A 23,483-nucleotide genomic window follows, 5' to 3' on the forward strand; every position below is an offset into this window, starting at 1 on the left:
GCCGCGCGCGCTGCGCCGCCACGGCCCGCCCGCCGGAGACTGACGGCCGCTCTGGTTGGATGGGCGCGGTGACCAGCGTGCCCTTCCGATTGCTCGACCCCGTCCGCTTCGACCGGGTGATGCCCGCGTGGGCGCCGCACTACCCACGGTTCGACACGGTGGTGGGGTACTCGGATCTGGGACATGCCTTCCTCATGAGCACCCGGACCGGCGAGTACGGGTTGCTCGATCCCTACAGTCCGGGGGTCAAGGTCTACGGCCCGTTCGCCGAGATCGCCGATTTCGTGGACCGAGTCCTGTTCGATCCGGACGTGGTGACGTATGTGCTACAGCCGCACCATGTTTCGGCGATTCGGGCCCGCCTGGGCGCGCTGGCGCCCGACGAGGTGTACATCGCCACGCCGTACCCGTTCCTGGGCGGCTCGGAAGCTCCGGAATCCTACGACCGGGGCGGGGTGTGGGTGTTCTTCGATCTGGTGGCGCAGGCGCACGGCATGGAGTGACCTCCCTTGCGCCACAGGCTTTCTCAGCTGGGATGTCCCGGTTCGAGATCGGCGACGTCGTGGTAGCGCAGCGCGGTCACCGGCGCGCCGGGTCCCGCCCCGTACTCCGGGGCCAGCACCACCCCCTCGTGATCGCCGAAGTCGTGGCGCGCCACCACCGTGCCGACGAACCAGGCGGCGGCCTCCTCGAGCAGGGGTGCGCCGTGCGGCCCCACATGCCACCGGCACCAGCTGAATTTGTCCATCTCGTCCCCGGTTTCGGCGCCGAACAACTGCGCGAGGGCGATGTTCTCGCGATCCACCAGATGAACTCCGAGATGGTTGGCCCGCCGCGCGACACCGTAGGTGTGATTGGCCCGGGAGACGCACACCAGGAAGCGCGGGGGTTCGATGGCGACCTGCGTGGCGAACCCCACCACACAGCCCGCCCGCTCGTCGTCGACGGCCGCGGTCACGATGACGATCGGCGCGTCGGCGGCGGCGACGAGCGCGTCGAACGCCGCTCGCGGCTCAGGTCCTTCGGACATGCCCCCGTGTATAGCAGTGATTCGCGCGCGCCTCGCCACGACAGCCGTTACGGGGATCCCGGTCGCCGATCACGTTTCGATAACGAGAGTCGGGGTATCCGAAAGACATCGGATTTCCGAGGAGTGCGAGGAGCAGCCGATGCCGACCGCAGAGACCCGAACCGACCATCCGCTGAGGGCAGGCACTGACAGTTACGACAATATCGAGCCGTGGTTCGAGAAGCTGGCCGCGCTGGCCCCTGATGATCCGCACCGCGCCGAGATCCGCGAGCAGATCATGCACCTGTGCCTGCCGCTGGCCGAGCACATCGCGCGCCGCTTCGCCGGACGCGGCGAGGAATTCGAGGACCTGCATCAGATCGCCACCCTGGGCTTGGTGCTGGCCGTGGATCGCTTCGATGTGAGCCGGGGCAGCGGATTCCTGTCCTTCGCGGTGCCCACAATCATGGGCGAGGTGCGCCGCCACTTCCGCGACCACACCTGGGCGCTGCGGGTTCCCCGGCGTACCAAGGAGATTCAGCGGAATATCGGTCCGGCCGTGGACCGTCTCACGCAGCGGCTGCGCCGCCAGCCCACCGCTCGCGAGATCGCCGCCGAACTGGGCGTCGACCTCACCGAGGTGACCCAGGCGCTGATCGCCCGCACGGCCTACAAGGCCGACTCCCTGGACGCCGCGACCCACACCGAAGACGACAACCCCGCGCCCCGGACGGTGGACACGCTGGGCACCGAGGAGCCCTGCTATCGCCTCCTGGAGGACGCCATGGCGGTGCGCCCGCTCATCGCGGCCCTGCCCGAACGCGAGCGCCGGATCCTGACCATGCGCTTCTACCAGCACATGACCCAATCCCAGATCGCCGCCCAGCTGCGGGTGTCGCAGATGCAGGTGTCCCGCATTCTGAGCAAAACCCTGGCGAAGCTGCGGCACCAGGCACTCGGCGAGGAACGCGCGGCCTGAGATGCCGGCGACGAGCGCACCGGTCACGGCACTGCCCGCGCCCTGCGGAGAACTGTCCGCGGCGGTGGTCGAGGCGCTGCGCCGACCGCCGGGGACACCGGTGCCCACCCCGAGCCTCGCATCGGCCGATCCCTACGGCCGCGACCTGCACCTGGCCCTGCACACCTGCTACGAACTGCACTATCAGGGGCTGGCGGGGGTGGATGCGGCCTGGGAATGGGATCCGGAACTGCTGCGCTTGCGCGCCGGTCTGGAGCAGGCGTTCCTGGCCGCCCTGCGCGCCGACACCCCGGGCGGCGACGATCTGGACGGCGAACTCGACCGGCTGCTCGCGGTCCCCGCCGAGGCGGGCGGTCCGAGCGGGTTCCTGCGCGATCAGGGCGAGATGTGGCAGCTGCGCGAGTATTTCGTGCACCGATCGGTACTGCATCACCAGGAGGCCGACCCGTACGCCTGGCTGATCCCGCGCCTGCGCGGCTGGTCCAAGGCCGCCCTGGTGGCCGTGGAGTTCGACGAGTTCGGCGGTGGACGAGGCGACCGGGTGCACGCCGAGCTGTACGCCGATCTGCTGGCGGGCGCGCAGTTGCATCCCGGCTATCTGCACTACCTGGAGGTCGCGGCCACGCCCATGCTCGCCCTGGTCGACATGATGTCGCTGTTCGGGTTGCACCGCGGCCTGCGCGGTGCGGGCATCGGTCATTTCGCCGCCGTGGAGATCACCTCCCCACCGGCCTCGCAGCACATGGTGGCGGCGCTGACCCGCCTGGACGCGCATCCCGCCTGCGTGCGGTTCTATCGCGAGCACGTGGAGGCGGACGCGGTGCACGAGCAGCTCATGCGCCGCGATGTGATCGGCGATCTGCTGCTGCGGGAACCCGGGCTGCGCGAATCGGTGGTCTTCGGCATCCAGGCCACCGACCTGCTCGAACAGCGGTTCGCCGACCAGGTGCTCGCCTGCTGGCGGCAGGGCCGTTCGTCGCTGTGGGAGGCCGCCGCGGTCGATTAGCTCGCCGGTTCCTGGTTATCCGGTATTCGTGATGTTGATTCGCGCACCGGGCGTCTACCGCCCCCAGGCCGATACCCGGCTGCTCGCTCGCGCTCTGGCCGATGCCGCCATCGCACCGCACGGCCGGGTGCTGGACATGTGCACCGGCACCGGTGCGCTGGCCATCCATGCCGCGTCCCGGATCCGTCCCGCGGCGCTGACCGCGGTGGACATCTCCCGCGCCGCGCTGGCCTCGGCGTGGCTGAACTGCCGCATGCGGGGCATCGAAATCGAGCTGCTGCGTGGAGATTTCGGAAAAATGCTGCACGACAGGCGTTTCGATGTGGTCCTGGCCAATCCGCCCTATGTTCCGGCGGCTTCGGACGGTCCGGCCCGCGGCGCCGCGCGCAACTGGGCCGCCGGATCGGACGGCCGGGACGCGGTCGACGCGGTGTGCGGACTCGCGCCCCGCGTGCTGTCGCGCACCGGGATGCTGCTGCTCGTCCATTCGAGCCTCTGCGGCACCGACCGCACCCTGACGCACCTGCGCGAGGGCGGCCTGAAAGCCGCCGTGGTCGCCCGCGCCACCATTCCGTTCGGTCCGGTGCTGCGCCGCCAAGCCGACCGGCTGGCCCGCGCGGGTCTCATCCATCCCACCCAGCGACATGAGGAGTTGGTGGTGATCCGTGCCGACCGACCCCGACAGTGACCGGCGGCGGATCACCTACACCGCCGACGGACCGGCCCTGGTGGAGGGGCCGGTGGAACTCGTCACGGCCGACGGACGCACCATCCGGTCGGACCGCTGTGTGGTGGCGTTGTGCCTGTGTCGCCGTTCGGCGCTCTATCCGCTGTGCGACACCAGTCACCGCAAGCGCCGCCGCGCGCGCGAGCAGCCCCGCTAGCCGAGCGGGTCGAACGCCTCCACCAGCATGCGCAGCGCGGCCTCCACCGTCCGCGCCAGCACATCCTCCGGCGGGCCGTCGAACTGCCGGTGCCGCGCCCGGGAGCCGTACCCCGAGTCGACCGCCAGCCACACCGATCCGGCGGGCTCGCCGTCCTGCGCATCGGGACCGCCCACCCCGGTCACCGCCACCGCGAGATCGGCGTCCAGCAGCGAGCGCACCCCGGCGGCCATGGCCAGTGCCGCGGTCTCCGACACCACCGGCACATCGGGCACGCCGAGTACCTTGCGCTTGACCTCCGTGCTGTAGGCCACCAGTCCACCGCGCAGCCACTGCGCCGAATCCGGTGCGGCGCCGAGGGCGGCGCTGATCTTCCCGCAGGTCAGTGATTCCGCGACCGCGATGGTACGTCCGGACCGCAGGGCGATCCGGGCCAGCGCGAACGCGAGTTCCCCGGTGTCGGACACGGATTCCACCTTACCGACGCCCGCCGGTTGCCGACCGTCCGCTACGACAGGCTCGTACAGGTGGCGGCCGGGGGCAGTTCGTCGGCGAGGAAGACGGTTTGGGCCATCATCTTGGGGCCGGACATCCGTTCCCGGAACACCTCGATGGACTCCTCGGGGTGCACCGAGTCGATGACGGCGTGCGGGCCGATGGCGTTGAACTGGTGGCTGACGCCGCGCGGGATCTGCATATCGACGAAGGAGCAGGGCGGGACGACCAGGTTGTAGCGGGTGCGGTGGACGTCCGTCGGGGTGTTCGGCAGCGTGTCGGTGAATTCGGCCGGTGCGAAGGGGGTCACGCCCGGAATCTGGGTGACCGTGAAGGGGGACAGGCTGCCGACCCGGATATGGGTGTCGGGGCCGGTCATCATGCGGACGAAGCGCAGTCCGGTGTGCAGGTGCATACGTGAGCAGATGCCGCGTTCCTCGGCATCGTAGAAGTCCATCAGGTACCGGTCGGCGAAGAACCCGTCGAAGGGGGTCTCGATCAGATAGACCTCACCCTCCTCGAAGGTCTGGGCGCGCACGATGCCGTCGGCGTCCGGACTGGTGGCGATGCCGCTGGCGGCGGCATCGCGGACGATGCGCGCGAACGCCTCCACCACCGCGAGTGCGACCTCCGGCGGGAACTGCGCCACCGGTGTGACGACATTGCGGCCCGCGTCCACGAAGTCGGACAGGTCGTGGATCTCGTTCTCCGCGTCGGCGTCGCGCTTCAGGCGTGGTTCGGTCATGATGCTCCTCGAAACTGCTGCGGTGGTTCGTCTGTCGCCGGTGTCAGGGTCCGACTCCGAAGGAGCGCAGCCACAGTTCCAGCGACAGCACCAACCACAGCTTGCCGCCCTGGCGCGGCAGCAGCATGCCGTCACCGCGCAGCCAGGCCCGCACGGTGTCCTCGCGGAACAGGCCCCGGGCGCGCGCGGATTCGCCGAGCAACAGGTCGTGGCCGAGTTCGCGCAGCGGGCCGGACAGCCACTGCTGCACCGGTACCCGCATTCCGCTCTTGGGCCGGTCGACGATGGTCGACGGCAGCAGATCGCGCACGGCCTGTTTGAGGATCCACTTCTCCCGCGTCCCCGCCAGTTTGCAGCGGGGCGGCACCCGGAAGGCGTAGTCGATGACGGCACGGTCGAACAGCGGTGCGCGGCCCTCCACACCACGGGCCGCGGTGAGCCGTTCGACCTTGGTGAGAATGTGGTGCGCACCCTTGGTGCGCAGGTTGGCGTGCAACAGCTGATTGAGCAGGCTGCTCATCCGGCCTGGGCGGAGATAGGGCGCGACAAGCCGGGTCGGCGGTGGGGCGGCGGCGAGGTCGGCGAGCACCTCGGGGGTGAGCAGGACCGGCAGATCACCGTGGCATTTGCGGTAGCTGTGCAGGTAGGCCAGCGCCCTGGCCTCCGGGTCCGGATCGTCGCGGGCGAGTTCGAAGATCAGCATCGGCAGATTCTTCGGGCCGCCGAAGACCGGGTCACCGCCCTCGCCATTGAGCAGCACCCGGATACCGTCCGCGGCGGCGGCCTCGGCGAGCATCAGATTGGGAACGGTCAGCGGGTCGCCGACCGGGCAGTCCAGCAGCGCGACCGTCTCCGCCAGCCGCGCGGCGACCGCCGTTCCCGGCACGGTGAGCACCCGGTGCCGAGTGCGGCAGTGCGCGGCGACGAGTCCCGAGTAGGCGAGTTCGTCGGGCGCGTCCGGGCCGAAGCTGATGGAGTAGGAGTGCACGGCCCGGTCGTGGATGCTCGCGGTGAGCGCCGTGACCAGGCTGCTGTCGATGCCACCGGAGAGCAGCACGCCGACCGGTGCCGCGGCGGGCAGACGCGTGGACACCGCCGCCTCCAGCAGCACGCGCAGGGTGAGCGCGTGCTCCGCCTCGGCGCGCGGATCGTCGATCTCCGCTGGCTCCCAGTAGATCTCCTCGGTGGTGGAGCCGTCGGCGCGCAGTCGCACACAGCGGCCCGGCAGCACTTCCTCGACGCCGCGCAGCAGGGTCTCCCGCCCGGGCAGGTAGGCGAAGGTGAGGAAGGTGCGCACCGCGGGCAGATGCAGCCCGGTGCGCAGTCGCGGCCACCGCTGCAGGGCGCGCAGGGAAGTGGTTGCCGCCCAGGCGGTCCCGGCCCGCGCGTGGAAGAGGGTGCGGGTGCCGACGTGGTCGCGGATCAGCACCAGATCCGGGCCGTCGGCGACGGCGAGGGCGAACATGCCGTCCGCCGCGGCGATGCCGTCGAGGCCGAAGCGGCGGTAGGCGTGCAGCAGCAGTTCGCCGTCCGGGCGGTCCGGGGGCGGCGCGTCCGCCCCGAGCCGGGCACGCAAGCGGTCCGCGTGGAACAGCGTCACCTCGCCGACCGCGGTCAGTTCACCCGCGGTGAAGAACCCCGCGACGCCGGGACCCGCCAGCAGTCCCAGCGCATATCGGCCGCCCACCGCCACCGGGTCGGCGCCCATCGCCCGCAGCTGACCGCCCGGATCGTCCGGGGTCAGCACCGCGCACCAGCGTGACATCGGTTATCCCTCAGCCGAAATCGTCGTCATCGTCCGCATCGCCACCCCAGTAGCCGTAGTCGCCCGCGTCCCCGCCGCCGAAGTCCGCCGATCCGCTCTGCTCCGCCTGCCGCCGCAGCTCTTCCTCCTGCGCCGCGGTCAACGTCTGCGGCGGCACGGCCACGGCGCCGAGCAGCGCGCCGCCGGTCACCGCCGCCAGCAGCGCGCCGACCCGGCCGCCGAAGGAGGATCGGTTGACGGTGAGTTCCCCGTCGCTCCATCGGGTTCGGCCGTAGCCGCCCTCGCGTCCGTAGCGCACCCGCCCGTCGCGGTGGGTGCGTTTGACGATCGAACGGCCCAGGGGCTCATCGGTTCCCGAATCGCCGCGGTCGTCGCGCCAGTGCACCAGCCCGTGCGGACCCCGGGTACGCCATTCCTCGCGTCCGTCCGAGTAGCGCCGGTGCACGGTCGCGTCGGCGAGCAGTTCGTCGGTGTAGGTGGTCTGTCGCTGCGGCACGGCTGATATCTCCTACGCGCGGGCGGCCTCAGGTGGCGGGCCAGGTCAGAAAGCCCGCGGACCGCGCGGTGCGCAGCTCCGTCAGGGCCGATCGGGGCGGGCGCACGGCCCGTACGAGGCGGTGCACGGTGCGCAGCAGCGCCGCCGGTCGCACCGACTCCACGTCCACGGCTCGGCCGCGGCGCAGCCAGGCCCGCTCCCACGAATCCAAGTGCGGCACAGGCATATCCGGCTTGAACCCGGTGTGGTGCGCCAGATGCAGCGCACCGGCCTGGCGCGGCCGCAGGCCCAGGGGCACCACCCGGACGCCCGGCGGCACCTCGGTCCCGGCGGTGAACCGCGCCGGAAAGGTGAGCCCCGCCGGGCTCGCGTCGTGCAGCAGATAAATGGTCCCCGACGCCAGTGCGAGCATGTCGACGACGCGCGTGTCGAGCGGCAGCTCGGCCGCGCTCAGCACCGGACAGGCGGATTCCATGGGCACGCCGTTGGCGCGCAGCATCTGGGCGACGGCGTCGGATTCGGCGATCAGCAGGCGTGGCAGTCCGTAGTCGAAGAGATCGGGTTCGGTGGTGTGCCGACCGGCGGGCCGGGCGTGCGACGGAGTGCGGGTGAGCAGCCCGGGGATCTCGCCGTAGCGCCGCAGCGCGGACCGAAAGGCCGGATAGGGCACCACGGTCGGCACCGTGAACAGCGGCCGGCGCGGCAGCCGCGGCCACGCCGCCCGGCAGAGTTCGTGGTACAGCTGACGTCCGGTGAACCGCAGCCCGCCCGGCGCGCCCGCCCGTTCGACCGCCCCGGGCAGCAGCCGGTCGAGCAGCGCCCGGCTCATCCGGTCGGCCATGAGAGGAACCCGATCCGACGGGCGCGGTCGTGGTCCGGATCGCCCGCGGCGTCCACCCGCTCGATCGCCCGCCCCAGTGCGGAGAGCAGTTTGGCGGGTGGTACGGCGGCGATCGGCGCCCACCAGCCCTCGGCCAGCCACTCGATCCCCGATTCCGGCAGGCCCTCGTGCCGCAACCGGTCCAGATCGACGTCGCCGTGCCACGGTTCCCGCAGTCGCAGGGCCGATCGGCTCATCGCGACGGTGTGCGGCAGCAGGCCCACCGTGACGGCGCGGCTGCCCAGCGCCGCCCGCGCGTCGACGGCGAAGGTGACACCGCGCACGCTGGCATCGTGCAGGAGGAATACCGGAATGTCGGCGGGCAGCAGATCCATCCGTTCGGTCACCAGCATCGACCAGGTCCCGGCCACGTCATTGGCGGTCAGGCAGGCGAGCACGCTGCGGTCCTGACACAGCACCGCGTACCGGGGATCGTCCACCACCGGGGGCCGAATCGTGTTCTCGTCCACCACGCCCGGGGGCGCGGCACCGTAGGTGTGCGCCCACGCGCCGATGATGTCGGCACGAAAGCTGTCGTAGGGCACCGGCATTCGGATCACGGCACGCTCGGCGAACCAGGGTCGCACCCGCCGCATGCCGAGTACGGCCAGCACCACCAGCACGGCGGTGATCACGATCGCCGCGAACCCCGACGCACCGCCCAACCAGACCAGGAGGCCGAATCCCACGACGGTGGCGCAGACCGCCAGCCGCACACCGCGGAACAGCCCGAGTCCGTCGGGCAGTTTCGTCCGGGAGGCCGCGTACCACAGCTGCGCCGCCGTGTAGCGCAGCTCCCGTTCGTCCCGGAGCCGGTCGACCAGTCTGCGCAGGCGCAGATCGTGCAGCCCGAGCGGACTCTCCTTGGGTTCCAGGGCGAAGGACCGTCCGCACGTCGAACACCGCCGATCACCCCGCTCTCGGCGCAGCAGATTCGCACTGCAATGCGGACAGATCACAACACGCCCTCATCTCGACCCATGGCGGCAGCCGAGTCCAGATTAGTGCGGACTACGAATTTTCTCGCGGGGATCGGCACCGCTGCGGGCGGCGCGGGCGGCGGCGCGATGTGCTGGACAGCAGCGGCTCGATCGGGCCGTCGTAGCCGGAGGCGATGAGAACTACGGTGGCGGTGAACTTCTCGACGAAGCGTTCGGCGGTCTCGCGGTCGAAGCGGGCCATCGGGTAGCGGAAGGGGCCGTCGATCCCGGCGGCAGCGCCCGTCTGGTCGTAATGCTCGGTGAGACCGAACTCCAGATCGTGTTTGGCCCGGATCACGCCGGTGGGCAACTCCGTCACGGACAGCTCGCCCGCCGCCCCGACCGCGGCCGGGGCGGCGTCGGCGCGCTGCAGGATGAGTGTGGCCTGGAAGAGCGGGTGGGATGGATCCTGCGGCAAGCAGCGCTGGAGCCGGGGGTTGGGGGTGTCGGGGTGGGCGAAGGCGGCCAAACCGACCCGGCGCACCTGGTCGAGGAGTTCGACCAGATCGGCGGTGCGGTGCAGGCGAATCCGCATGAGCACGTCATCGGCGAGGTTGCCGACCAGATCCGCCAGCAGCGGGTCGTCGCGGCCGGACACCGAGGTGGCCACCGTGACGTCGCGAGAGTTCGCGAATGCCGCGACACTCAGCGCGAACGCGGTCTGCAACAGCAGGAAAAGACTGGAGCCGCACGCGCGGGCGCGGGCGAGCAGATCGCGGTGCAGGTCGGCGTCGAAGTGCACGGCGACGGTGTCGCCGGTGGTGTCGGGGCGCGCCGGTCGCGGTCTGTCGTAGGGGAATTCCAGCGGTGTGGGGCGGCCCGCCAGATTGATCGCCCAGTACCGCAGCTGGGCACTGGCACGGCTGTAGGGATCGTCGAAGTCGCCGAGGCACTCGTGCTTCCACAGGGTGTAGTCGACATAGTCGATGGGCAGCGAGGGCCAGTCGGGCGCGTGCCCGGCGGCCCGCGCCAGATACGCGGTCACCAGGTCGCGCATGAGCGGGCCGATGGAGGCGCCATCCACGGAGATGTGGTGAATCACCAGGGCGAGCACCACGTCCCGCTGTCCGAGGCGGAAGACTCGCGCCCGGATGGGCAGTTCGGTCGCGAGATCGAACGCGGAGGAGCTGAACTCGGCGAGTTGCCCGGCGAGGCGGCCGGTGAAGGTGTCCACCACCCGGACGTCGAGGCGGGCGAAGTCGGCGTCCACCACCACCTGGATCGGACCGTCCAGGGCGGGCGGGTAGCAGGTGCGCAGCGGCGTATGCCGCCGCACCACATCCTCGAGGGCGGCGGTCAGGGCGGAAACATTCACCGCCTGTCCACGAATTCGAAAGGCGCGAGCAATATTCCAGTCACCCGAAAGTCCGGCCTGCGCGGCATGCCACATACGCTCCTGCGCGGGAGCCAGGGGAATTCGCGGTGATCTCCGCATTCGACGCAATGGAAGCGGTTCGGAAACGATTCGCAGGAATTCCTCGTCCTCCGCTGGTCGCCGCCGATTCTCCGGGCTCGACCAGGCAGGAACCGGTACGAGCATGGCGGCCTTCCTTTCCGCTGCCGCGCGAAACTTATCGCCGCCCGTGAATCCGGCAGCATTTCGGGGCGACGAGCGGAAACCGTAGCAAGAACTCGGCTATTCGGGCGTTCCTACGAAAGAGACACGAGTCACTCGACCTGGGACGGACTTTCGTGAACGCGACCGCTACCCACGGAGCCGTCGATCGACAAGGGTGCGGCGGCCCGGCCTCGACGCCCGGCGCTCGAGTCATGGGTTCTCGTGCCGCGGGCCGGTGCCGCGACGAGACCGCCGCGGCACCGGTGGCGCGTCCGTGATCACGACAACGCCGAGGCGCGGGGACCCAGCCCCTAATTCTTCCCGATGAGTAGCTGGAGTTCTTGGCCGGGACGGGGGTCGACCCGTACGGTATCCCGAGGTCGGGAATTGGAACCAAAGCATCCCCACAGCAAGGAGATTCATATGATCAACGTCCGGACTGCGGCACTGGTGGGCGTCGCCGCGGCCGCGCTGACCGCCTTCGGCGGCGGCACCGCCAGCGCTGGTAACCCCGCCGACTTCGACGCGCAGGCCACCCAGGTCTGCCACGAGACCGGCAATGGTGAGTACCAGAAGGTCCAGTTCGCGATCCAGGGCTACCCGGCGTTCGTGAACTGCATCAGCGGCCCCGACATCAAGATCACCCCCATGCCCGCCGGAGCGTACTGCACCATCGCCGGCATCCCGCCGCGCGAGGGTGAGGCGGACGGCACGGGCGCCTGCCGCCTGATCGGCTGATAACTCCACGCTCAGCCATTCGGAGCCGACGAGGCCGGACACCGCGCCCGGCCACGTCGGCTCCGTCGCGTCCGCACCAGCCGGTCCGCGCGGGTGAACTGATGGGGTGGCACGAATCCGACCCGAAGACGCTTTCGGCGGACCGCACACCCCTCTGGACAGCAAACGTACCGCAAGCGCATGATTTTCATACCGTCCAGTGCCGTTCGTCGGGGGAACGTCAAAGGAAATCCCGAACGGATGGAAGAGATCATGTTTATCAAGAAGTTGGTGGCGACGGCGATACTCGCCGTAGCGGCCACCGGAATCAGCATGGCAACGGCACACGGTCAGGCGGGCCTCAGCGTCAGCGGAGTGGACGGCTCGGTCGGCTACACCGCGACCCTGGCCGCGGACCATTCGAATGCCTTGGTCACCCTCGCCTCCGGCAAATTCGTGCTCACTCCGGACGCCGTGCAGGTGGTGGCGGACAATGGCGCGGTGGTCGGCGCGATTCCGACCAGCCTGCGCACGGAGGCCGGCGCGAACCTCGCCGTCACGCCGACCCTGCACAGTGACACCGAGTTGACGCTCGCCCCGGTGGGCGGACCCACACCGGCCGCGGTCACTTCGCAGGACCTGCCCTTCGTGAACGAGGCCGGCGGACCCGGCCACATCTTCGCGGGCATCGCGATCGGCTGCGTCATCGGCGTGCTGATCGGTATCTGGTTCTTCCTGGTCGGCGCGATCGTCGGCTGCTTCGTCGGTGCCGTCATCGGCGGATTCATCGGCGCGGCGTGGTGAGAACCGCGTCGTTCACCGTTCCGGTGCAAGCGATTTCGCCGCCTCGGTGAGGGACCGAGCGCCCGTCGCCACCGCGATGGCGGCGGGCAGATCGAGTTGGAGTTCGAGGTCGGGGTCGACGGCGGGACCGTCGAAATGGGCGATCCCGCTGTCGGTGACCGTGTAGTGCAACACCGTATCGCCGATGCGCACGGTGACGGTGCCGTCCGGAACCAGTTGGGCCACAGCGCGTCCCAGCGGTAGCGCGAACCAGTGGGCGCGCACGGCGTCGGTGGCGCGGCGCTCGCCGAGCAGTGGCGTTCCCCAGGCGGAGAGCGCGTCCAGCACGGGCCGCAGCGCGAGTCCCGCGGGCGTGAGTTCGTACACGACCGTCGCGGCCCGCGTTCCGGCCCGCCCGCGCGTCAGGATGCCCTCGCGTTCCAGATCCTTGAGCCGGGCGGCGAGCATATCGGTGCTGATGCCGGGTAGATCGGCGAACAGATCGCTGTAACGGCGCGGCCCGGAACACAATTCGCGCACCACCAGCAGACTCCAGCGGTCCCCGACGAGATCGAGGGCCCGGCTGACGGCGCAATAGTGGTCGTAGCTTCGGCGTGGCACGAGCCCACTGTAACGTGTCACTTGGAAATTCCAAGCGCAAACTTTGATTTTCCAAGTAGAGTGTGCGGCAACCGGATCGAAAAGGGGTTGTTCATGCAGGTCAAGCAGTCCAGCAAGCTGGCGGGTGTCTCCTACGAGATCCGTGGCCCGGTGGCCGAACACGCCGCGCGGCTGGAGGCCGAGGGTCATCATGTGGTGAAGCTCAACACAGGCAACCCACTACCGTTCGGCTTCGAGGCGCCCGCCGAGATCCTTCAGGACATCGTGCGCAACCTGCCCGGCTCCAGCGGCTACTGCACCTCGAAGGGCCTGCTCAGCGCGCGCCGGGCGGTGGTGCAGTACTACCAGACGCTCGGTCTGCCCGATGTGGACGTCGAGGACGTCTTCCTGGGCAACGGCGTCTCCGAACTGATCATGATGGCGATGACGGCGCTGCTGGAGAACGGCGACGAAGTCCTCGTTCCCGCACCGGACTTCCCGCTCTGGACGGCGGCCACCACGCTCAACGGCGGCCGTCCCGTGCATTACGTGTGCGACGAATCCTCGGACTGGTTCCCGGATGTCGCCGATATCGAATCCAAGATCACCGACCGCACCCGCGCCATCGTCATCATCAATCCGAACAACCCGACCGGCGCGGTGTACTCCGACGAGGTGCTGCGCCAGATCCTGGAGGTCGCGCGCCGCCACAGCCTGGTGGTGTTCTCCGACGAGATCTACGACAAGATCCGCTACGACGAATCCCCGCACACCGCCACCGCCACCCTGGCCCCGGATCTGCTGTGCCTGACCTTCTCCGGCCTGTCCAAGGCGTACCGCTGCGCGGGCTTCCGCTCCGGCTGGCTGGTGGTCACCGGCCCCACCCAGCACGCCGAGAACTACCTCGAGGGCCTGACCATGCTCGCCGGATTGCGCCTGTGCGCGAATGTGCCCGCGCAGCAGGCGATTCAGGCCGCCCTGGGCGGTCATCAGAGCATCCACGACCTCACCCTCCCGGGCGGGCGGCTCCGCGAGCAGAGCGAACGCGCCTGGGAGGCGCTCAATGCCATTCCGGGCATCTCCTGCGTCAAGCCCAAGGGCGCGCTCTACGCCTTCCCCCGCATCGACCTGAACATGTACCCGATCCACAGCGACGAGCAGTTCATCCTGGACCTGCTGCTCCAGGAGAAGATCCACATCGTGCAGGGCACCGGCTTCAACTGGCCGCGGCCGGACCACTTCCGGATCGTCACCCTGCCGCACGCCGACGATCTGGAGGCGATCATCGAGCGCATCGGCCGCTTCCTGGCGACCTATCGCCAGTAGCGTCCGCTACCGGGCGGGCGTCAGCTCGGGTGCGGTGACGGCGGCGGGCAGCGACCGCCGCCGGGTGGCCACCAGGAACAGCGTCACCAGCAGCAGGCTCCACCAGATGTAGGTATTGCCGATGAAGTGCTGCCAGGGCGTCCAGGTCGTCTCGCGGTGCTCTCCGTCCGGCAGCCAGTTCTGCGGACCGATCACGTAGATCGCGGCCGTGACGGCGGCCGCCGCGTACCAGCCGATCCCCTGCCGCCACGGCAGTCGCGTCGCGTATCCGACCATGGCGAGCAGGGCCGGGGCGATCCAGATCCAATGGTGCGACCACGAGATCGGCGAGACCAGCAGCGTGAACACCGCGTTGATGGCCAGCAGCAGCGGCGGGAAGCCCACGGCCCGGCGCATGGCCACCACCACCAGCACCAGCAGCGCCGCCGCGATCGCCAACCACAGGATGGTGGACAGCGGTTTGTGCACCGAGAGCCGGGTCAGCACCGCCTGGATCGACTGATTGGTATGGAACGCCGACCCGCTGAGCCCGGAGGCATTGCCCAGCCCGCCGAACCAGTAGTCGATCGAACTCCGGGGCAGCACCAGGAAGGTGACCGCGGTCGCGGCGGCCCCCGTGACCGCGGCGGTGACGGCGGCGCGGTAATCGCGGCGGATGAGGAAGTAGAGCACGAAGGCGGCCGGGGTCAATTTGACCGCGGCGGCGACGCCGATCAGCACGCCGCGCCGCCAACGCGGCTTCTCCACCAGGCAGTCGGCCGCCACCAGCGCCATCAGCAGCAGGTTGACCTGGCCGAAGTCCAGCGTCGAGCGGGCCGGTTCCAGCAGCAGCGCCAGCGGGGTCGCGCACGCGGTGACGAAGACGGCGAGCCGACGGCGCTCCGCGCCCGGCCAGATCCGCCGGGCGACCACGTAGAGCGTGACCGCCAGCGCGGCCACCGAGGTCACGAAGAAGGCCACGGCCGCCACCGGCCAGGGCACCAGCGCGAACGGCATGAGCACCAGCGCGGCGAAGGGCGGATAGATGAACGGCAGCCCGATGCCGATGGTGGTCTGCGGCAACTGCCCGTACAGGTCACCGCCGCGCCGCAGCGTATCGATGCCCAGCCGGTACACCTGGAGGTCGATGAAGCCGCCGCTGATCTCCTTGAACGGCCAGACCGAGGCCGTCAGGCACAGTGCGGCCAGGGCCGCGCACAGCAGCGGGAGGAGCCACATGACCGGCCTCGAGCGGCGGTCCGGTGACTTCGACACGGCAACAGCGGTGGAACAACTCATCCGCGGCGACTATACCGGCGATACCCGCCCGATATGAACCCGCGCGTGGGCAGCTCAGGCGGTCAGGCCGCGTCGGACCAGCAGTGGTTCGACCTCGGGCGCGCGGCCGCGGAAGGCCGCGAAGGCGGTGAGCGGATCGACCGAGCCGCCGCGCGAGAGCAGTTCCCGGCGGAAGGTCGCGCCCTTGTCCCGGATCGGGGCGGCACCGTCGGCGAACCATTCCACGGTATCGGCGTCGAGCACCTCGCTCCAGACGTAGGAGTAGTAGCCCGCCGCATAGCCCCCGGCGAAGATGTGGGCGAAATAACCGGTGCGGTAGCGCGGCGGAATGGCGGCGAGCGCGATACCCGCCGTGCGCAGCGCCTCCTGCTCGAATGCCTCGGCATCGGTCGGGGCGTCGGCGGCGGCGATACGGTGCCAGGCCCAGTCCAGCAGCGCGGCGGCCAGGTACTCGACGGTGCGGAAGCCCTCGCCGAAGCGTTCGGCGGCGGCCATCCGCTCGACCAGCTCGGCGGGCATCGGCGCGCCGGTCTCGACATGTCTGGCGTAGTGGGGCAGCACCGCCGGATGCGACATCCACATCTCGTTCACCTGCGACGGGAACTCGACGAAATCGCGCGGCACCTCGGTGCCGGCGAAGAACGGATAGCGCACGTTCGAGAACAGCCCGTGCAGCGCGTGCCCGAACTCGTGGAAGAGGGTGCGGACATTGTCCCAGGTGAGCAGGGCCGGTTCCGACTCCGGCGGCTTCACGATATTGAGATTGTTGACCACCACCGGCCGCTGTCCCAGCAGCGCCGACTGGCCGACCAGTTCGTTCATCCACGCGCCGCCGCGTTTGGACGGGCGGGTGAAGAAGTCGCCGAGGAACAGCCCCAGCGGTGCGCCATCGGCATCGAAGACCTCGAAGACCCGGACCTCGGGGTGGTAGCCGACCAGATCCTTCCGCTCCCGCAGGGTGATGCCGTAGACCTGTTCGGCGGCGAAGAACACGCCGTCGAAGAGCACGCGTTCCAGTTCGAAGTACGAGCGCAGCGCCTCGGCATCCACCGAGAAGCGTTCGGCGCGTACCTTTTCCGACCAGAACTGCCAATCCCAGGAGCGCAGTTCGGCGTCGGCACCGACTTCCGCCCGCATGGCTGCGGTGAGTTCGTCGGCCTCACGCTCGGCATTGGCGACCGCGGGCGGGACCAGGCGGGTGAGCATATCCTCCACCGCCGCGACGGTTTTCGCGGTCTGGTCGGCGACCGCGTAGGCGGCGTGGTCGCGGTAGCCGAGCAGCGTCGCCCGCTCGGCCCGCAGCGCGGCCATGCGCGCCGCGAGCGCGGCGTTGTCACCATTGCCATCGAAGCCGCGCCCCAGCGAGGCGGCCATGACGCGCTGCCGCACCTCCCGGTCGGCCAGTTGCGCCAGCACCGGCTGATTGGAGACATTCTGCAGGCTCAATGCCCACTTGCCCTGGTGCCCGAGCGATTCGGCGAGTTCGGCCGCGGCGGCGACGGCCGTGGGCGCGAGCCCGGACAGTTGTGTCTCGCTGTCGAGGATCAGCGTAGCGGCATTGGCGGCCGCCAGGTTTCGCTGTCCGAATTCCGTTGCCGCCGCAGCGAGTTCGGCATTGATTTCACGAAGCCTGGCCTGGCCCGCCGCATCCAGCCGGGCACCCGCGCGAACGAATCGAATGTGGTACTGCTCCAGCAGCCGTGCCTGTTCGGCGTCCAGATCGAGTTCGTCGCGCCGCTCGTACAGCGCTTCGACGCGGGCGAACAGGGCCGGGTCCAGGTGGATGGCGTCCCGGTGCGCCGCCAGCCGCGGCGAGATGTCCGCCTCGATGGCCTCGATCCGTTCGGTGGAGTCGGCGGAGGCGATATTGAAGAACACATTCGACACGCGGGTCAGCAGAGCACCCGAGCGTTCCAGGGCCTCGATCGTATTCACGAAGGTCGGTTCCGCACCGGTGGCGGTGATGGCCGCGACCTCGGCCAGCTGCTCGGACATTCCCCGTTCGAACGCGGGCAGGTAGTGCTCGTCGGCGATCTCCGCGAAGACGGGGAGTTCGTACGGAAGCGGGCTGCGCTCGAAGAACGGGTTGATCGTCATGGCGCAACCTTATGCGGCGCGCCCGACAGGCGGCGCCGCGGCCGGAACGCGGCTCAGCCCCGATCACCGAGGGTGAAGGCGGCGCTGCGTCCGCGACCGTCGAGCCTGCCGTCGCCCCAGCTGGCGCTGCCGTAGGCGTCGACCTCGATGGCGTAGTCACCGTCGGGGAGGGCGGGCAGGCGCAGCACGGCCGCGGTGCGGCGGCCGTCCACGAGTTCCAGGTACCGCCGCGTTGCGTCGGTACCCAAGGGCACCAGGAAGATTCGCGTGTATTCGAACTTGACGCGGGCCTCCCCGGCGGGTGACCAGGTGATCTCCGCCGTATCGCGGCCCGTGACCGCGACCGTCACCCGCAGGGCCGCCACGGCCCGCTCCCTCACGACGACTCCCCGGTGCCGGACGCGGGTGCTCAGGCCCGCCGGTCGACCGCGACCCAGGCGGCCAGCGCCACCGCGCTCGACACCACCGCCACCGACGGCCAGGCCCCGATCTTCTTCGCCAGCGGATGCGAGGCCCCCATGGCCCCGATCGCCATCCCGGTCAACGCCGCCGCACCCCCGGCACCGGCGGTCTTGTACCACTGCGGCACCGCCGCGAGGGTCCCCGCCGCGAACACCGCCCCACCCAACTGCCGCTGCTTGGTCGCCTGCGCGAGCGCGAAACCACCGGTGAGCCCACCGGCCGCGAGCAACGACGTGGGAATCCGAGCCATCAGCACAACCTCCACCAGAGTTCGAACAATGCCCTTCGACAGTACTCGCGGCACGCGGGCGGATATCACCGCCGTCAGTCGATACGCGCGCAGGCTCGCAGCCGCGCCATGGTCTGCGCGTCGGGATGGTCCACGACGCGGTAGCGGGTCGGGTGGATACCCTCGACCGGCCGCAGATCGACTGCGTCGGCGAGGGTTTCCCAGGGCAGGCCGAATGTCTCGCCGGTGTCGACATCGGTGAGGGTGACGGTGTGCGCCCGTGGCAGCAGGGTCGGCACCGTATCGGTCCACGCCGCGAGGGTCGTCTCGCTGCCGTCCGGCTTGCGGGCGTGCATGAGCTGTGCCGCACGATCCTCGGTCAGGCCCGCGGCGAGATCGGCCCGCAGGTATTCGTACTGCTGTGTGTACACCTGGGCGGCGAGCGTCGACTCCGCGGAACGGATCTCCCGCCACGCCGGGTGACCCCGCTCGACGCGATACGGGACCAATGCTCCCGCCGCATCGACCGTGTAGGGAACGGGCGACACCGGCCGCACCGCGTTGTCGAACAGCTCCCGGGCAACGGACAGCAGCCGCAGCACATGTTGGTCGGAGAACTCCGCGCCGACCAGCACGCCGACGTTCTCGGCGACGAAGACGATCGGCCGTGCACCGGCTTTCGCGCCGATCCCGGCCAGCCAGCCCTCCACCAGCGGCAGCGAACCGGCGTACAGGTCGCCGTCGGTATCGGGCAGGTGCATCATGCCGCCCTGCGTCCCCGGGTCGTAGCGGGCGAGGGTGTCGAAGGCCAGTTCCGCCAGATTGCCTCGGGCGGCGGCGAATACGGTGTCGGCATCCACACCCCATTCGGCGAGCTGAGCCGGATGGACATTCTGCATCGACGTCGGCTGGTCGATGACCACGTACTCCATCAGGCACGGCAGCACAGGTCGCCACAGCTTGTGGTCGGCCACCCGCTGCCCCTCGACCCGCATATCCAGGCCGCCCGCCTGTCGGAGCAGCGGCCGTAGCCGCGGCATCCACTCCTCGTGCGTCGCGTTCGCACCGTATTCCGGTGTGATCGAGACGAATTCGAACAGCAGTCGCGCGGCCTCCGTCGGCGTGGCCCCACGACACCGCCGGTAGGCGGCGGTCAAATCGATGCGCCCCCGCATCCCGTCCTGCGTGCGGAACTCGATCTCGAACCGACCGGCATTGAATCGCGCCTCCACCACGCCGGGCCGCGCGCGCACCATGGACAGTGCCTGTTCCCCGAATTGTTTGCGCTTGGAACCGAATACCCCACCCAGAAAGCTCATATCCGGGAATCTACGGGATGCGACCGACCAGTTGCCTCTGGTCAGTGGGCGCGGAGGGCGTCGAGGATCATGGGGCGGGCCGTGGCGAGGGCCTGCTGCCAGTAGGGCCAGACGTGGGTGCCCTGGACGAAGTCGAAGCGGGCGGGGATGCCGAGGGCTGCGAGGCGGTCGTGGAAGATGCGGGCGGCGGTCTGGGTCATGGCCTCCAGGGCCATGGCATTGGCGGTATTGCCGAGGCCGTAGCCGATATCGGGCAGGCCGGGGACACCGTTGCCGGTGGAGATGTACATCGGTAGCCCGCGCAGCCGTTCGGCCTGCACCGTGGCGTCATTGCGCCGCCAGGCGGGATCGCCCGCCGGACCCCACATGTCGTCGACGTTGAAACGGCCCTCATCCCACATCGCCGCTCGCATGGCTTCGTGCCACAGCGGGAAGGTCGGATTCACGAACCCCGAGAAGCTGCCCGCGAAGCGGAACTGGTCGCGGTGGTAAGCCGCCAGGACGAGTGCGGCATTGCCGCCCATGGAAGCGCCGACGATGCCGTTGTTGGTGCGGGATACGCCGTACCGCGCCAGAAAAGCGGGCAGCTCCCGCGTCAGGAAGGTTTCCCACCGGTAGGTCAGCCGCTGGCCGTTGGTCCCGCTCGGCCGATACCAGTCGGTGTAGAAGCTCGACCGCCCGCCGACCGGGAACACCAATGTCACGTTGTCACCGGCGAATTGGCGCAGCACATCGGTGTCACTGGTCCACTGGCTGTGGTCGTCCGGCGCGCGCAACCCGTCCAGCACGTAGAGCGCGGCACTCCCACCCCGTGCCGCCCACTGCACCTGGACCTTGATGGGACCCATGCTCGACGGCACCCACAGTTCCTGAAAGCCACCGGCCGGGGCGCGCCGCGCCGGGGCGGCATCGGCCACCGCCGCACCGAGCGAGGCCATGAGCGCGACGGCCGCCACCATCGTGACGACCACCCGCGACCACGCGTGAATCACCCCTCGATCTCCGGACCGCACGACCCCGTCCACCACGTACCTCCCACCGTAGTCCCCCTTGGGGACGCTACTCCTACGTGACGAATCCTGCTGTGGCTCAGTGCGATTTATCGGATGGCGCAAGTGGGAACGCCTCCGGGGACACCATCGACGGCGATATCGCGCCACCGTCCGCACCGTGCTCCGGGAGCTCCAGCACCCGATCGGCCAGCCGGTCGATGACGGCTTCCTGATGACTGATCACGATGAGCGCCAGCCCCTCTCGCCGCAGCCGCTCGAGCAGGTCGAGCACGGTGTCCCGGGACGACGGGTCCAGCGACGAGGTGATCTCGTCGCAGATCAGCACGCGCGGTGCGGCGGCCAGCGCGCGGGCGATGGCGGCGCGCTGCTGTTGACCGCCCGAAAGGTGTTCCGGCCGTCGCAGGCCCAGCCCCGCGTCGAGCCCGACACCGGCGAGCAGCTCGCGGGTCCGTTGTCCGGCGGCGGCATCGTCGAGTCCGTGCAGCAGTCGTAGCGGCCGACCGATCTGCGCACCGATGCGGTAGGCCGGATTGAGCGAGGTGGCCGGATTCTGGAAGACCAGCTGAACCGCGCGCCGATGCTCGGTCGGCCGCCGGTCGACGCGCGGGTGCAAGGGGGACCCGTCGAGTTCGACCACACCCCGCACCGGCGCGTGCAGACCCGCCAATGCCCGTGCCACCGTGGTCTTTCCGGCCCCGGACCGCCCCGTCACGGCAAGGCACTCCCCCGCGCGCAGCTCGAACGACAACCCCTCCACCACAGGGCGGAAGCCCCCACGCCGCCCATGTCCGACCGTGAGCCCGTCCACCCGCAGCACCGGCGCGGCCGCACCGGCGCACCGCGCCCCCGATACCGAGCCGCCCACACCGCCGGGCGTCGCGGATTCGCCGGCACACGGAGAGCCGGATGCGCCATTTCTCGGCGGCGGCGACACGCGTCCGTGCGTCACCGGTGGCACCGATCGCCCCGCGTCCAGCTCCAGCACGTCGTCGATGAGCGGTGCGACCGAGGTGCGGTCGTGGGTGATCACGAGCAGGGTGCTCGTGCGGTCGCGGCGGATGCGAAGCAGCGTGTCCACCAACCGATCCCGCGTGCGCGCGTCCAGCCCCGTGGTCGGCTCGTCGAGGACCAGCAGGGCGGGGTCGCCGATCATGGCCATGGCCAGCAGCACCCGCTGCTGCTGACCGCCGGACAGCTCGTGCGGGAAGCGGCGCTGGAAGGCGCGGTCGGCAGGCAGTTCGACGCGGAGCAGCGCCGCGGCCACACTCGCGGCGATGTCGGATTCGCCGTGCCGCCCGGCGATGTCGCGCAGGACGCTGCCGATCCGTAGCGCCGGGTTGAGGCCGGTCGCCGGATCCTGCGGCACATATCCCACGGCGCGGCGCTGCCCGTTCTCGCCGAGCCCGACCGCGCCGGAGGCCGTCAGGCCGTCCGGGAGCGCGCCGAGCAGCGCCAGCGCGAAGGTGGTCTTGCCCGCGCCGGAGGGACCGACCACGGCCAAGCCGCTTCCCGCGGGCACGTGCACCGAGATATCCTCCAGCACAGCGTTTCCGGCGGCATCGCGAACATCGAGCCCGGCCACCGTCAACCCCGGTCCGGCCACCGGTACCACGTCACGCGACCCCCGTTGCCGCTGTCCCGCCCGGCGCCCGCCCGCCGTCCGCACGTCCACGTGCCGCTCTTCCGCCCGGCGCACACCCGCCGCGCGCACGCCCCCCTGTCGTATCCCGGCGCGCCGCACACCCGCCGACCACGTTCCCACCGTCCGCGCGGACCCGAGCGCCCGGTCGGTGACCATGTTGACCGACACCACCAGCACCATGATCAGCAGCGCGGGTGCCAGCACCGCCCACGGCTGCATCCCGAAGCCGGGCCGGTTCTCGGTGATCATGAGCGCCCAATCCGCGGACGGCGGCCGCAGCCCCAAACCCAGGAATCCGCTCACCGCGACCATGGAGATGCTGGCCGACATGCGGACTCCGGCGTCGGCCAGCACCACGGACCGGAGATTGGGCAGCACTTCGACCAGCGCGAGCCGCCATAGCGGTTCGCCCCGCGCCCGCGCCGATTCCAGATAGCCGGTGGCGGCGACCTCCATCGTGCCGGTGCGCACGATGCGGATGATCCACGGCACCGACGCCAGGGCCGTGGTCACCACGATCGCGGCCGGTCCCGCACCCATGGCGGTGGCGATCACCGCGAGCAGCAGGAACCAGGGAATCACCACGATGGCGTCCACGGGCCGCATGATCCAGCCGTCCACCGCCCGGCGCAGCCCCGCGATCAGCCCCAGCCCGAGCCCCAGCGCATAGGCGACCACGAGAGCCAGCCCAGCGATGGACAACAGCGGCAGTCCGCCGTGCAACACCCGCGAGAGCACATCGCGGCCCACCACATCCGTGCCGAGCGGATGACTCCCCGACGGCCCCTGAAACGGCGGCGCGACGGCCGCGGTCGGCCCGTACGGCGCGAGAACCGACCCGAGCAGCACCACCAACAGCACCGCCAGCGTGACGAACAGCCAGCCGGAACGAATCACCCTAGGATTCATGAAGATTCCCCCGCGACGGTCAGGTGCCGCACCTTCGGACTCACCAGCAGGGTGAGCAGATCCGCGACCAGATAGACCCCGATGCCGGCGCCGGCCAGCAGCACGGCCGCCGACTGCACGAACGGGAAGTCCCGCGCCTCGATGGCGCGCAGCAGTTCCTGGGACAGGCCCGGGTAGCTGAACAGCGTTTCCACCACGGCGATTCCGCCGATCAGCCCGACCACCGATCCGGCGAGCGGTTGAATCGACGCCGACACCGCATTGGGCGCGACATGCCGCAGCAGCAGCCCCGGCCCGCGAATGCCGTTGAG

Annotated in this window: 25 protein-coding genes; 8 read left to right on the plus strand and 17 right to left on the minus strand. The window is 70.1% G+C overall.

Annotation, left to right across the window (positions count from 1 at the left end; genetic code table 11):
* A partial coding sequence (locus QK444_RS09960; protein WP_282779175.1) for a T6SS immunity protein Tdi1 domain-containing protein occupies positions 1-503 on the plus strand: 503 nt, incomplete at its 5' end.
* A gap of 23 nt (positions 504-526) precedes the next feature.
* Here QK444_RS09960 and QK444_RS09965 read toward each other — a convergent pair.
* Positions 527-1,030, minus strand: coding sequence for a flavin reductase family protein (locus QK444_RS09965; RefSeq protein ID WP_282779177.1), 504 nt, complete (start codon positions 1,028-1,030; stop codon positions 527-529).
* A gap of 139 nt (positions 1,031-1,169) precedes the next feature.
* On the opposite strand from QK444_RS09965, the gene QK444_RS09970 reads away from it, so the two are divergent.
* Genes QK444_RS09970 through QK444_RS09985 form a run of 4 tightly spaced genes read left to right on the plus strand, consistent with a single transcriptional unit; the run spans position 1,170 to position 3,878 of the window.
* Entirely contained in the window at positions 1,170-1,988 is an 819-nt protein-coding gene (locus QK444_RS09970; RefSeq protein ID WP_282779178.1) for an RNA polymerase sigma factor SigF, read from the plus strand.
* A gap of 1 nt (position 1,989) precedes the next feature.
* The gene (locus tag QK444_RS09975) at positions 1,990-2,994 is read left to right on the plus strand and encodes an iron-containing redox enzyme family protein (RefSeq protein ID WP_282779180.1); all 1,005 of its coding nucleotides are present in this window, start codon (positions 1,990-1,992) and stop codon (positions 2,992-2,994) included.
* Positions 2,995-3,025: 31 nt separating this feature from the next.
* Positions 3,026-3,682, plus strand: a complete 657-nt coding sequence (locus QK444_RS09980; RefSeq protein WP_282779182.1) for a HemK2/MTQ2 family protein methyltransferase — start codon at positions 3,026-3,028, stop codon at positions 3,680-3,682.
* Positions 3,660-3,878, plus strand: coding sequence for a CDGSH iron-sulfur domain-containing protein (locus tag QK444_RS09985; RefSeq protein WP_143979936.1), 219 nt, complete (start codon positions 3,660-3,662; stop codon positions 3,876-3,878). The genes QK444_RS09980 and QK444_RS09985 overlap by 23 nt, the downstream gene beginning before the upstream one ends.
* Here QK444_RS09985 and QK444_RS09990 read toward each other — a convergent pair.
* The 7 genes from QK444_RS09990 to QK444_RS10020 are packed head-to-tail and all read right to left on the minus strand — an operon-like array spanning position 3,875 to position 10,779.
* Positions 3,875-4,345 carry a CinA family protein gene (locus QK444_RS09990; RefSeq protein ID WP_282779185.1) on the minus strand — a complete coding sequence of 157 codons (471 nt, stop codon included), beginning with the start codon at positions 4,343-4,345 and terminating at the stop codon, positions 3,875-3,877. The two genes, QK444_RS09985 and QK444_RS09990, sit on opposite strands and share 4 nt — an antisense overlap.
* A gap of 41 nt (positions 4,346-4,386) precedes the next feature.
* Positions 4,387-5,118 carry a hypothetical protein gene (locus QK444_RS09995; protein ID WP_282779186.1) on the minus strand — a complete coding sequence of 244 codons (732 nt, stop codon included), beginning with the start codon at positions 5,116-5,118 and terminating at the stop codon, positions 4,387-4,389.
* Positions 5,119-5,161: 43 nt separating this feature from the next.
* Positions 5,162-6,883, minus strand: a complete 1,722-nt coding sequence (locus QK444_RS10000) for an asparagine synthase-related protein (RefSeq protein ID WP_282779188.1) — start codon at positions 6,881-6,883, stop codon at positions 5,162-5,164.
* A 10-nt stretch (positions 6,884-6,893) separates the two neighbouring features.
* Entirely contained in the window at positions 6,894-7,379 is a 486-nt protein-coding gene (locus tag QK444_RS10005; protein WP_282779189.1) for a hypothetical protein, read from the minus strand.
* A gap of 28 nt (positions 7,380-7,407) precedes the next feature.
* A complete protein-coding gene (locus QK444_RS10010; RefSeq protein ID WP_282779191.1) occupies positions 7,408-8,220 on the minus strand; it encodes a hypothetical protein in 813 nt (270 codons plus the stop codon).
* Positions 8,205-9,218: a hypothetical protein gene (locus QK444_RS10015; RefSeq protein ID WP_282779192.1), complete on the minus strand. Its 1,014-nt coding sequence runs from the start codon at positions 9,216-9,218 to the stop codon at positions 8,205-8,207. The genes QK444_RS10010 and QK444_RS10015 overlap by 16 nt, the downstream gene beginning before the upstream one ends.
* Positions 9,219-9,270: 52 nt before the next feature.
* The gene (locus QK444_RS10020) at positions 9,271-10,779 is read right to left on the minus strand and encodes a condensation domain-containing protein (RefSeq protein WP_306371919.1); all 1,509 of its coding nucleotides are present in this window, start codon (positions 10,777-10,779) and stop codon (positions 9,271-9,273) included.
* Between the two features lie 441 nt (positions 10,780-11,220).
* Between QK444_RS10020 and QK444_RS10025 the strand changes: the two genes are divergently transcribed.
* The gene (locus QK444_RS10025; RefSeq protein WP_029931990.1) at positions 11,221-11,535 is read left to right on the plus strand and encodes a hypothetical protein; all 315 of its coding nucleotides are present in this window, start codon (positions 11,221-11,223) and stop codon (positions 11,533-11,535) included.
* Between the two features lie 252 nt (positions 11,536-11,787).
* Positions 11,788-12,318 (plus strand): hypothetical protein, encoded by a 531-nt coding sequence (locus QK444_RS10030; RefSeq protein ID WP_282779197.1) that lies wholly within the window; start codon positions 11,788-11,790, stop codon positions 12,316-12,318.
* 12 nt (positions 12,319-12,330) lie between these two features.
* Here the strand turns inward: QK444_RS10030 and QK444_RS10035 are convergent, their stop codons facing one another.
* Entirely contained in the window at positions 12,331-12,918 is a 588-nt protein-coding gene (locus tag QK444_RS10035) for a helix-turn-helix domain-containing protein (protein WP_282779199.1), read from the minus strand.
* Between the two features lie 93 nt (positions 12,919-13,011).
* On the opposite strand from QK444_RS10035, the gene QK444_RS10040 reads away from it, so the two are divergent.
* Complete coding sequence (locus QK444_RS10040) at positions 13,012-14,223, plus strand: pyridoxal phosphate-dependent aminotransferase (protein ID WP_282779201.1); 1,212 nt, start codon at positions 13,012-13,014, stop codon at positions 14,221-14,223.
* A gap of 6 nt (positions 14,224-14,229) precedes the next feature.
* Here the strand turns inward: QK444_RS10040 and QK444_RS10045 are convergent, their stop codons facing one another.
* The 8 genes from QK444_RS10045 to QK444_RS10080 all read right to left on the minus strand — a co-directional run.
* Positions 14,230-15,441 (minus strand): glycosyltransferase 87 family protein, encoded by a 1,212-nt coding sequence (locus QK444_RS10045; RefSeq protein WP_282779203.1) that lies wholly within the window; start codon positions 15,439-15,441, stop codon positions 14,230-14,232.
* 114 nt (positions 15,442-15,555) lie between these two features.
* On the minus strand, positions 15,556-17,598 hold the full coding sequence (locus QK444_RS10050) for a M3 family metallopeptidase (protein WP_282779205.1): 2,043 nt from the start codon (positions 17,596-17,598) through the stop codon (positions 15,556-15,558).
* 53 nt (positions 17,599-17,651) lie between these two features.
* Positions 17,652-17,978 carry a hypothetical protein gene (locus QK444_RS10055; RefSeq protein ID WP_282779206.1) on the minus strand — a complete coding sequence of 109 codons (327 nt, stop codon included), beginning with the start codon at positions 17,976-17,978 and terminating at the stop codon, positions 17,652-17,654.
* Between the two features lie 29 nt (positions 17,979-18,007).
* Complete coding sequence (locus QK444_RS10060) at positions 18,008-18,310, minus strand: hypothetical protein (RefSeq protein ID WP_282779207.1); 303 nt, start codon at positions 18,308-18,310, stop codon at positions 18,008-18,010.
* A 74-nt stretch (positions 18,311-18,384) separates the two neighbouring features.
* Entirely contained in the window at positions 18,385-19,608 is a 1,224-nt protein-coding gene (locus QK444_RS10065; RefSeq protein ID WP_282779209.1) for a hypothetical protein, read from the minus strand.
* Positions 19,609-19,649: 41 nt separating this feature from the next.
* Positions 19,650-20,567, minus strand: coding sequence for an alpha/beta hydrolase family protein (locus QK444_RS10070; RefSeq protein WP_282779215.1), 918 nt, complete (start codon positions 20,565-20,567; stop codon positions 19,650-19,652).
* A gap of 130 nt (positions 20,568-20,697) precedes the next feature.
* Positions 20,698-23,172, minus strand: a complete 2,475-nt coding sequence (locus QK444_RS10075; RefSeq protein ID WP_282779211.1) for an ATP-binding cassette domain-containing protein — start codon at positions 23,170-23,172, stop codon at positions 20,698-20,700.
* The coding region (locus QK444_RS10080) for an ABC transporter permease subunit (protein WP_282779213.1) at positions 23,169-23,483 on the minus strand (315 nt) is incomplete at its 5' end. The genes QK444_RS10080 and QK444_RS10075, both read right to left, overlap by 4 nt.

This window comes from Nocardia sp. CC201C, from assembly GCF_030010695.1.
GTDB classification, from domain to species: Bacteria; Actinomycetota; Actinomycetes; order Mycobacteriales; family Mycobacteriaceae; genus Nocardia; species Nocardia otitidiscaviarum.

Bases quoted from the DNA above. Each gene is read 5' to 3' on its own strand.
- QK444_RS09965 (WP_282779177.1), bottom strand. From the start codon at position 1,030: ATGTCCGAAGGACCTGAGCCGCGAGCGGCGTTCGACGCGCTCGTCGCC.
- QK444_RS09970 (WP_282779178.1), top strand. From the start codon at position 1,170: ATGCCGACCGCAGAGACCCGAACCGACCATCCGCTGAGGGCAGGCACT.
- QK444_RS09975 (WP_282779180.1), top strand. From the start codon at position 1,990: ATGCCGGCGACGAGCGCACCGGTCACGGCACTGCCCGCGCCCTGCGGA.
- QK444_RS09980 (WP_282779182.1), top strand. From the start codon at position 3,026: ATGTTGATTCGCGCACCGGGCGTCTACCGCCCCCAGGCCGATACCCGG.
- QK444_RS09995 (WP_282779186.1), bottom strand. From the start codon at position 5,118: ATGACCGAACCACGCCTGAAGCGCGACGCCGACGCGGAGAACGAGATC.
- QK444_RS10000 (WP_282779188.1), bottom strand. From the start codon at position 6,883: ATGTCACGCTGGTGCGCGGTGCTGACCCCGGACGATCCGGGCGGTCAG.
- QK444_RS10010 (WP_282779191.1), bottom strand. From the start codon at position 8,220: ATGGCCGACCGGATGAGCCGGGCGCTGCTCGACCGGCTGCTGCCCGGG.
- QK444_RS10020 (WP_306371919.1), bottom strand. From the start codon at position 10,779: ATGCTCGTACCGGTTCCTGCCTGGTCGAGCCCGGAGAATCGGCGGCGA.
- QK444_RS10025 (WP_029931990.1), top strand. From the start codon at position 11,221: ATGATCAACGTCCGGACTGCGGCACTGGTGGGCGTCGCCGCGGCCGCG.
- QK444_RS10030 (WP_282779197.1), top strand. From the start codon at position 11,788: ATGTTTATCAAGAAGTTGGTGGCGACGGCGATACTCGCCGTAGCGGCC.
- QK444_RS10040 (WP_282779201.1), top strand. From the start codon at position 13,012: ATGCAGGTCAAGCAGTCCAGCAAGCTGGCGGGTGTCTCCTACGAGATC.
- QK444_RS10045 (WP_282779203.1), bottom strand. From the start codon at position 15,441: ATGTGGCTCCTCCCGCTGCTGTGCGCGGCCCTGGCCGCACTGTGCCTG.
- QK444_RS10050 (WP_282779205.1), bottom strand. From the start codon at position 17,598: ATGACGATCAACCCGTTCTTCGAGCGCAGCCCGCTTCCGTACGAACTC.
- QK444_RS10060 (WP_282779207.1), bottom strand. From the start codon at position 18,310: ATGGCTCGGATTCCCACGTCGTTGCTCGCGGCCGGTGGGCTCACCGGT.
- QK444_RS10065 (WP_282779209.1), bottom strand. From the start codon at position 19,608: ATGAGCTTTCTGGGTGGGGTATTCGGTTCCAAGCGCAAACAATTCGGG.
- QK444_RS10070 (WP_282779215.1), bottom strand. From the start codon at position 20,567: ATGGTGGCGGCCGTCGCGCTCATGGCCTCGCTCGGTGCGGCGGTGGCC.
- QK444_RS10075 (WP_282779211.1), bottom strand. From the start codon at position 23,172: ATGAATCCTAGGGTGATTCGTTCCGGCTGGCTGTTCGTCACGCTGGCG.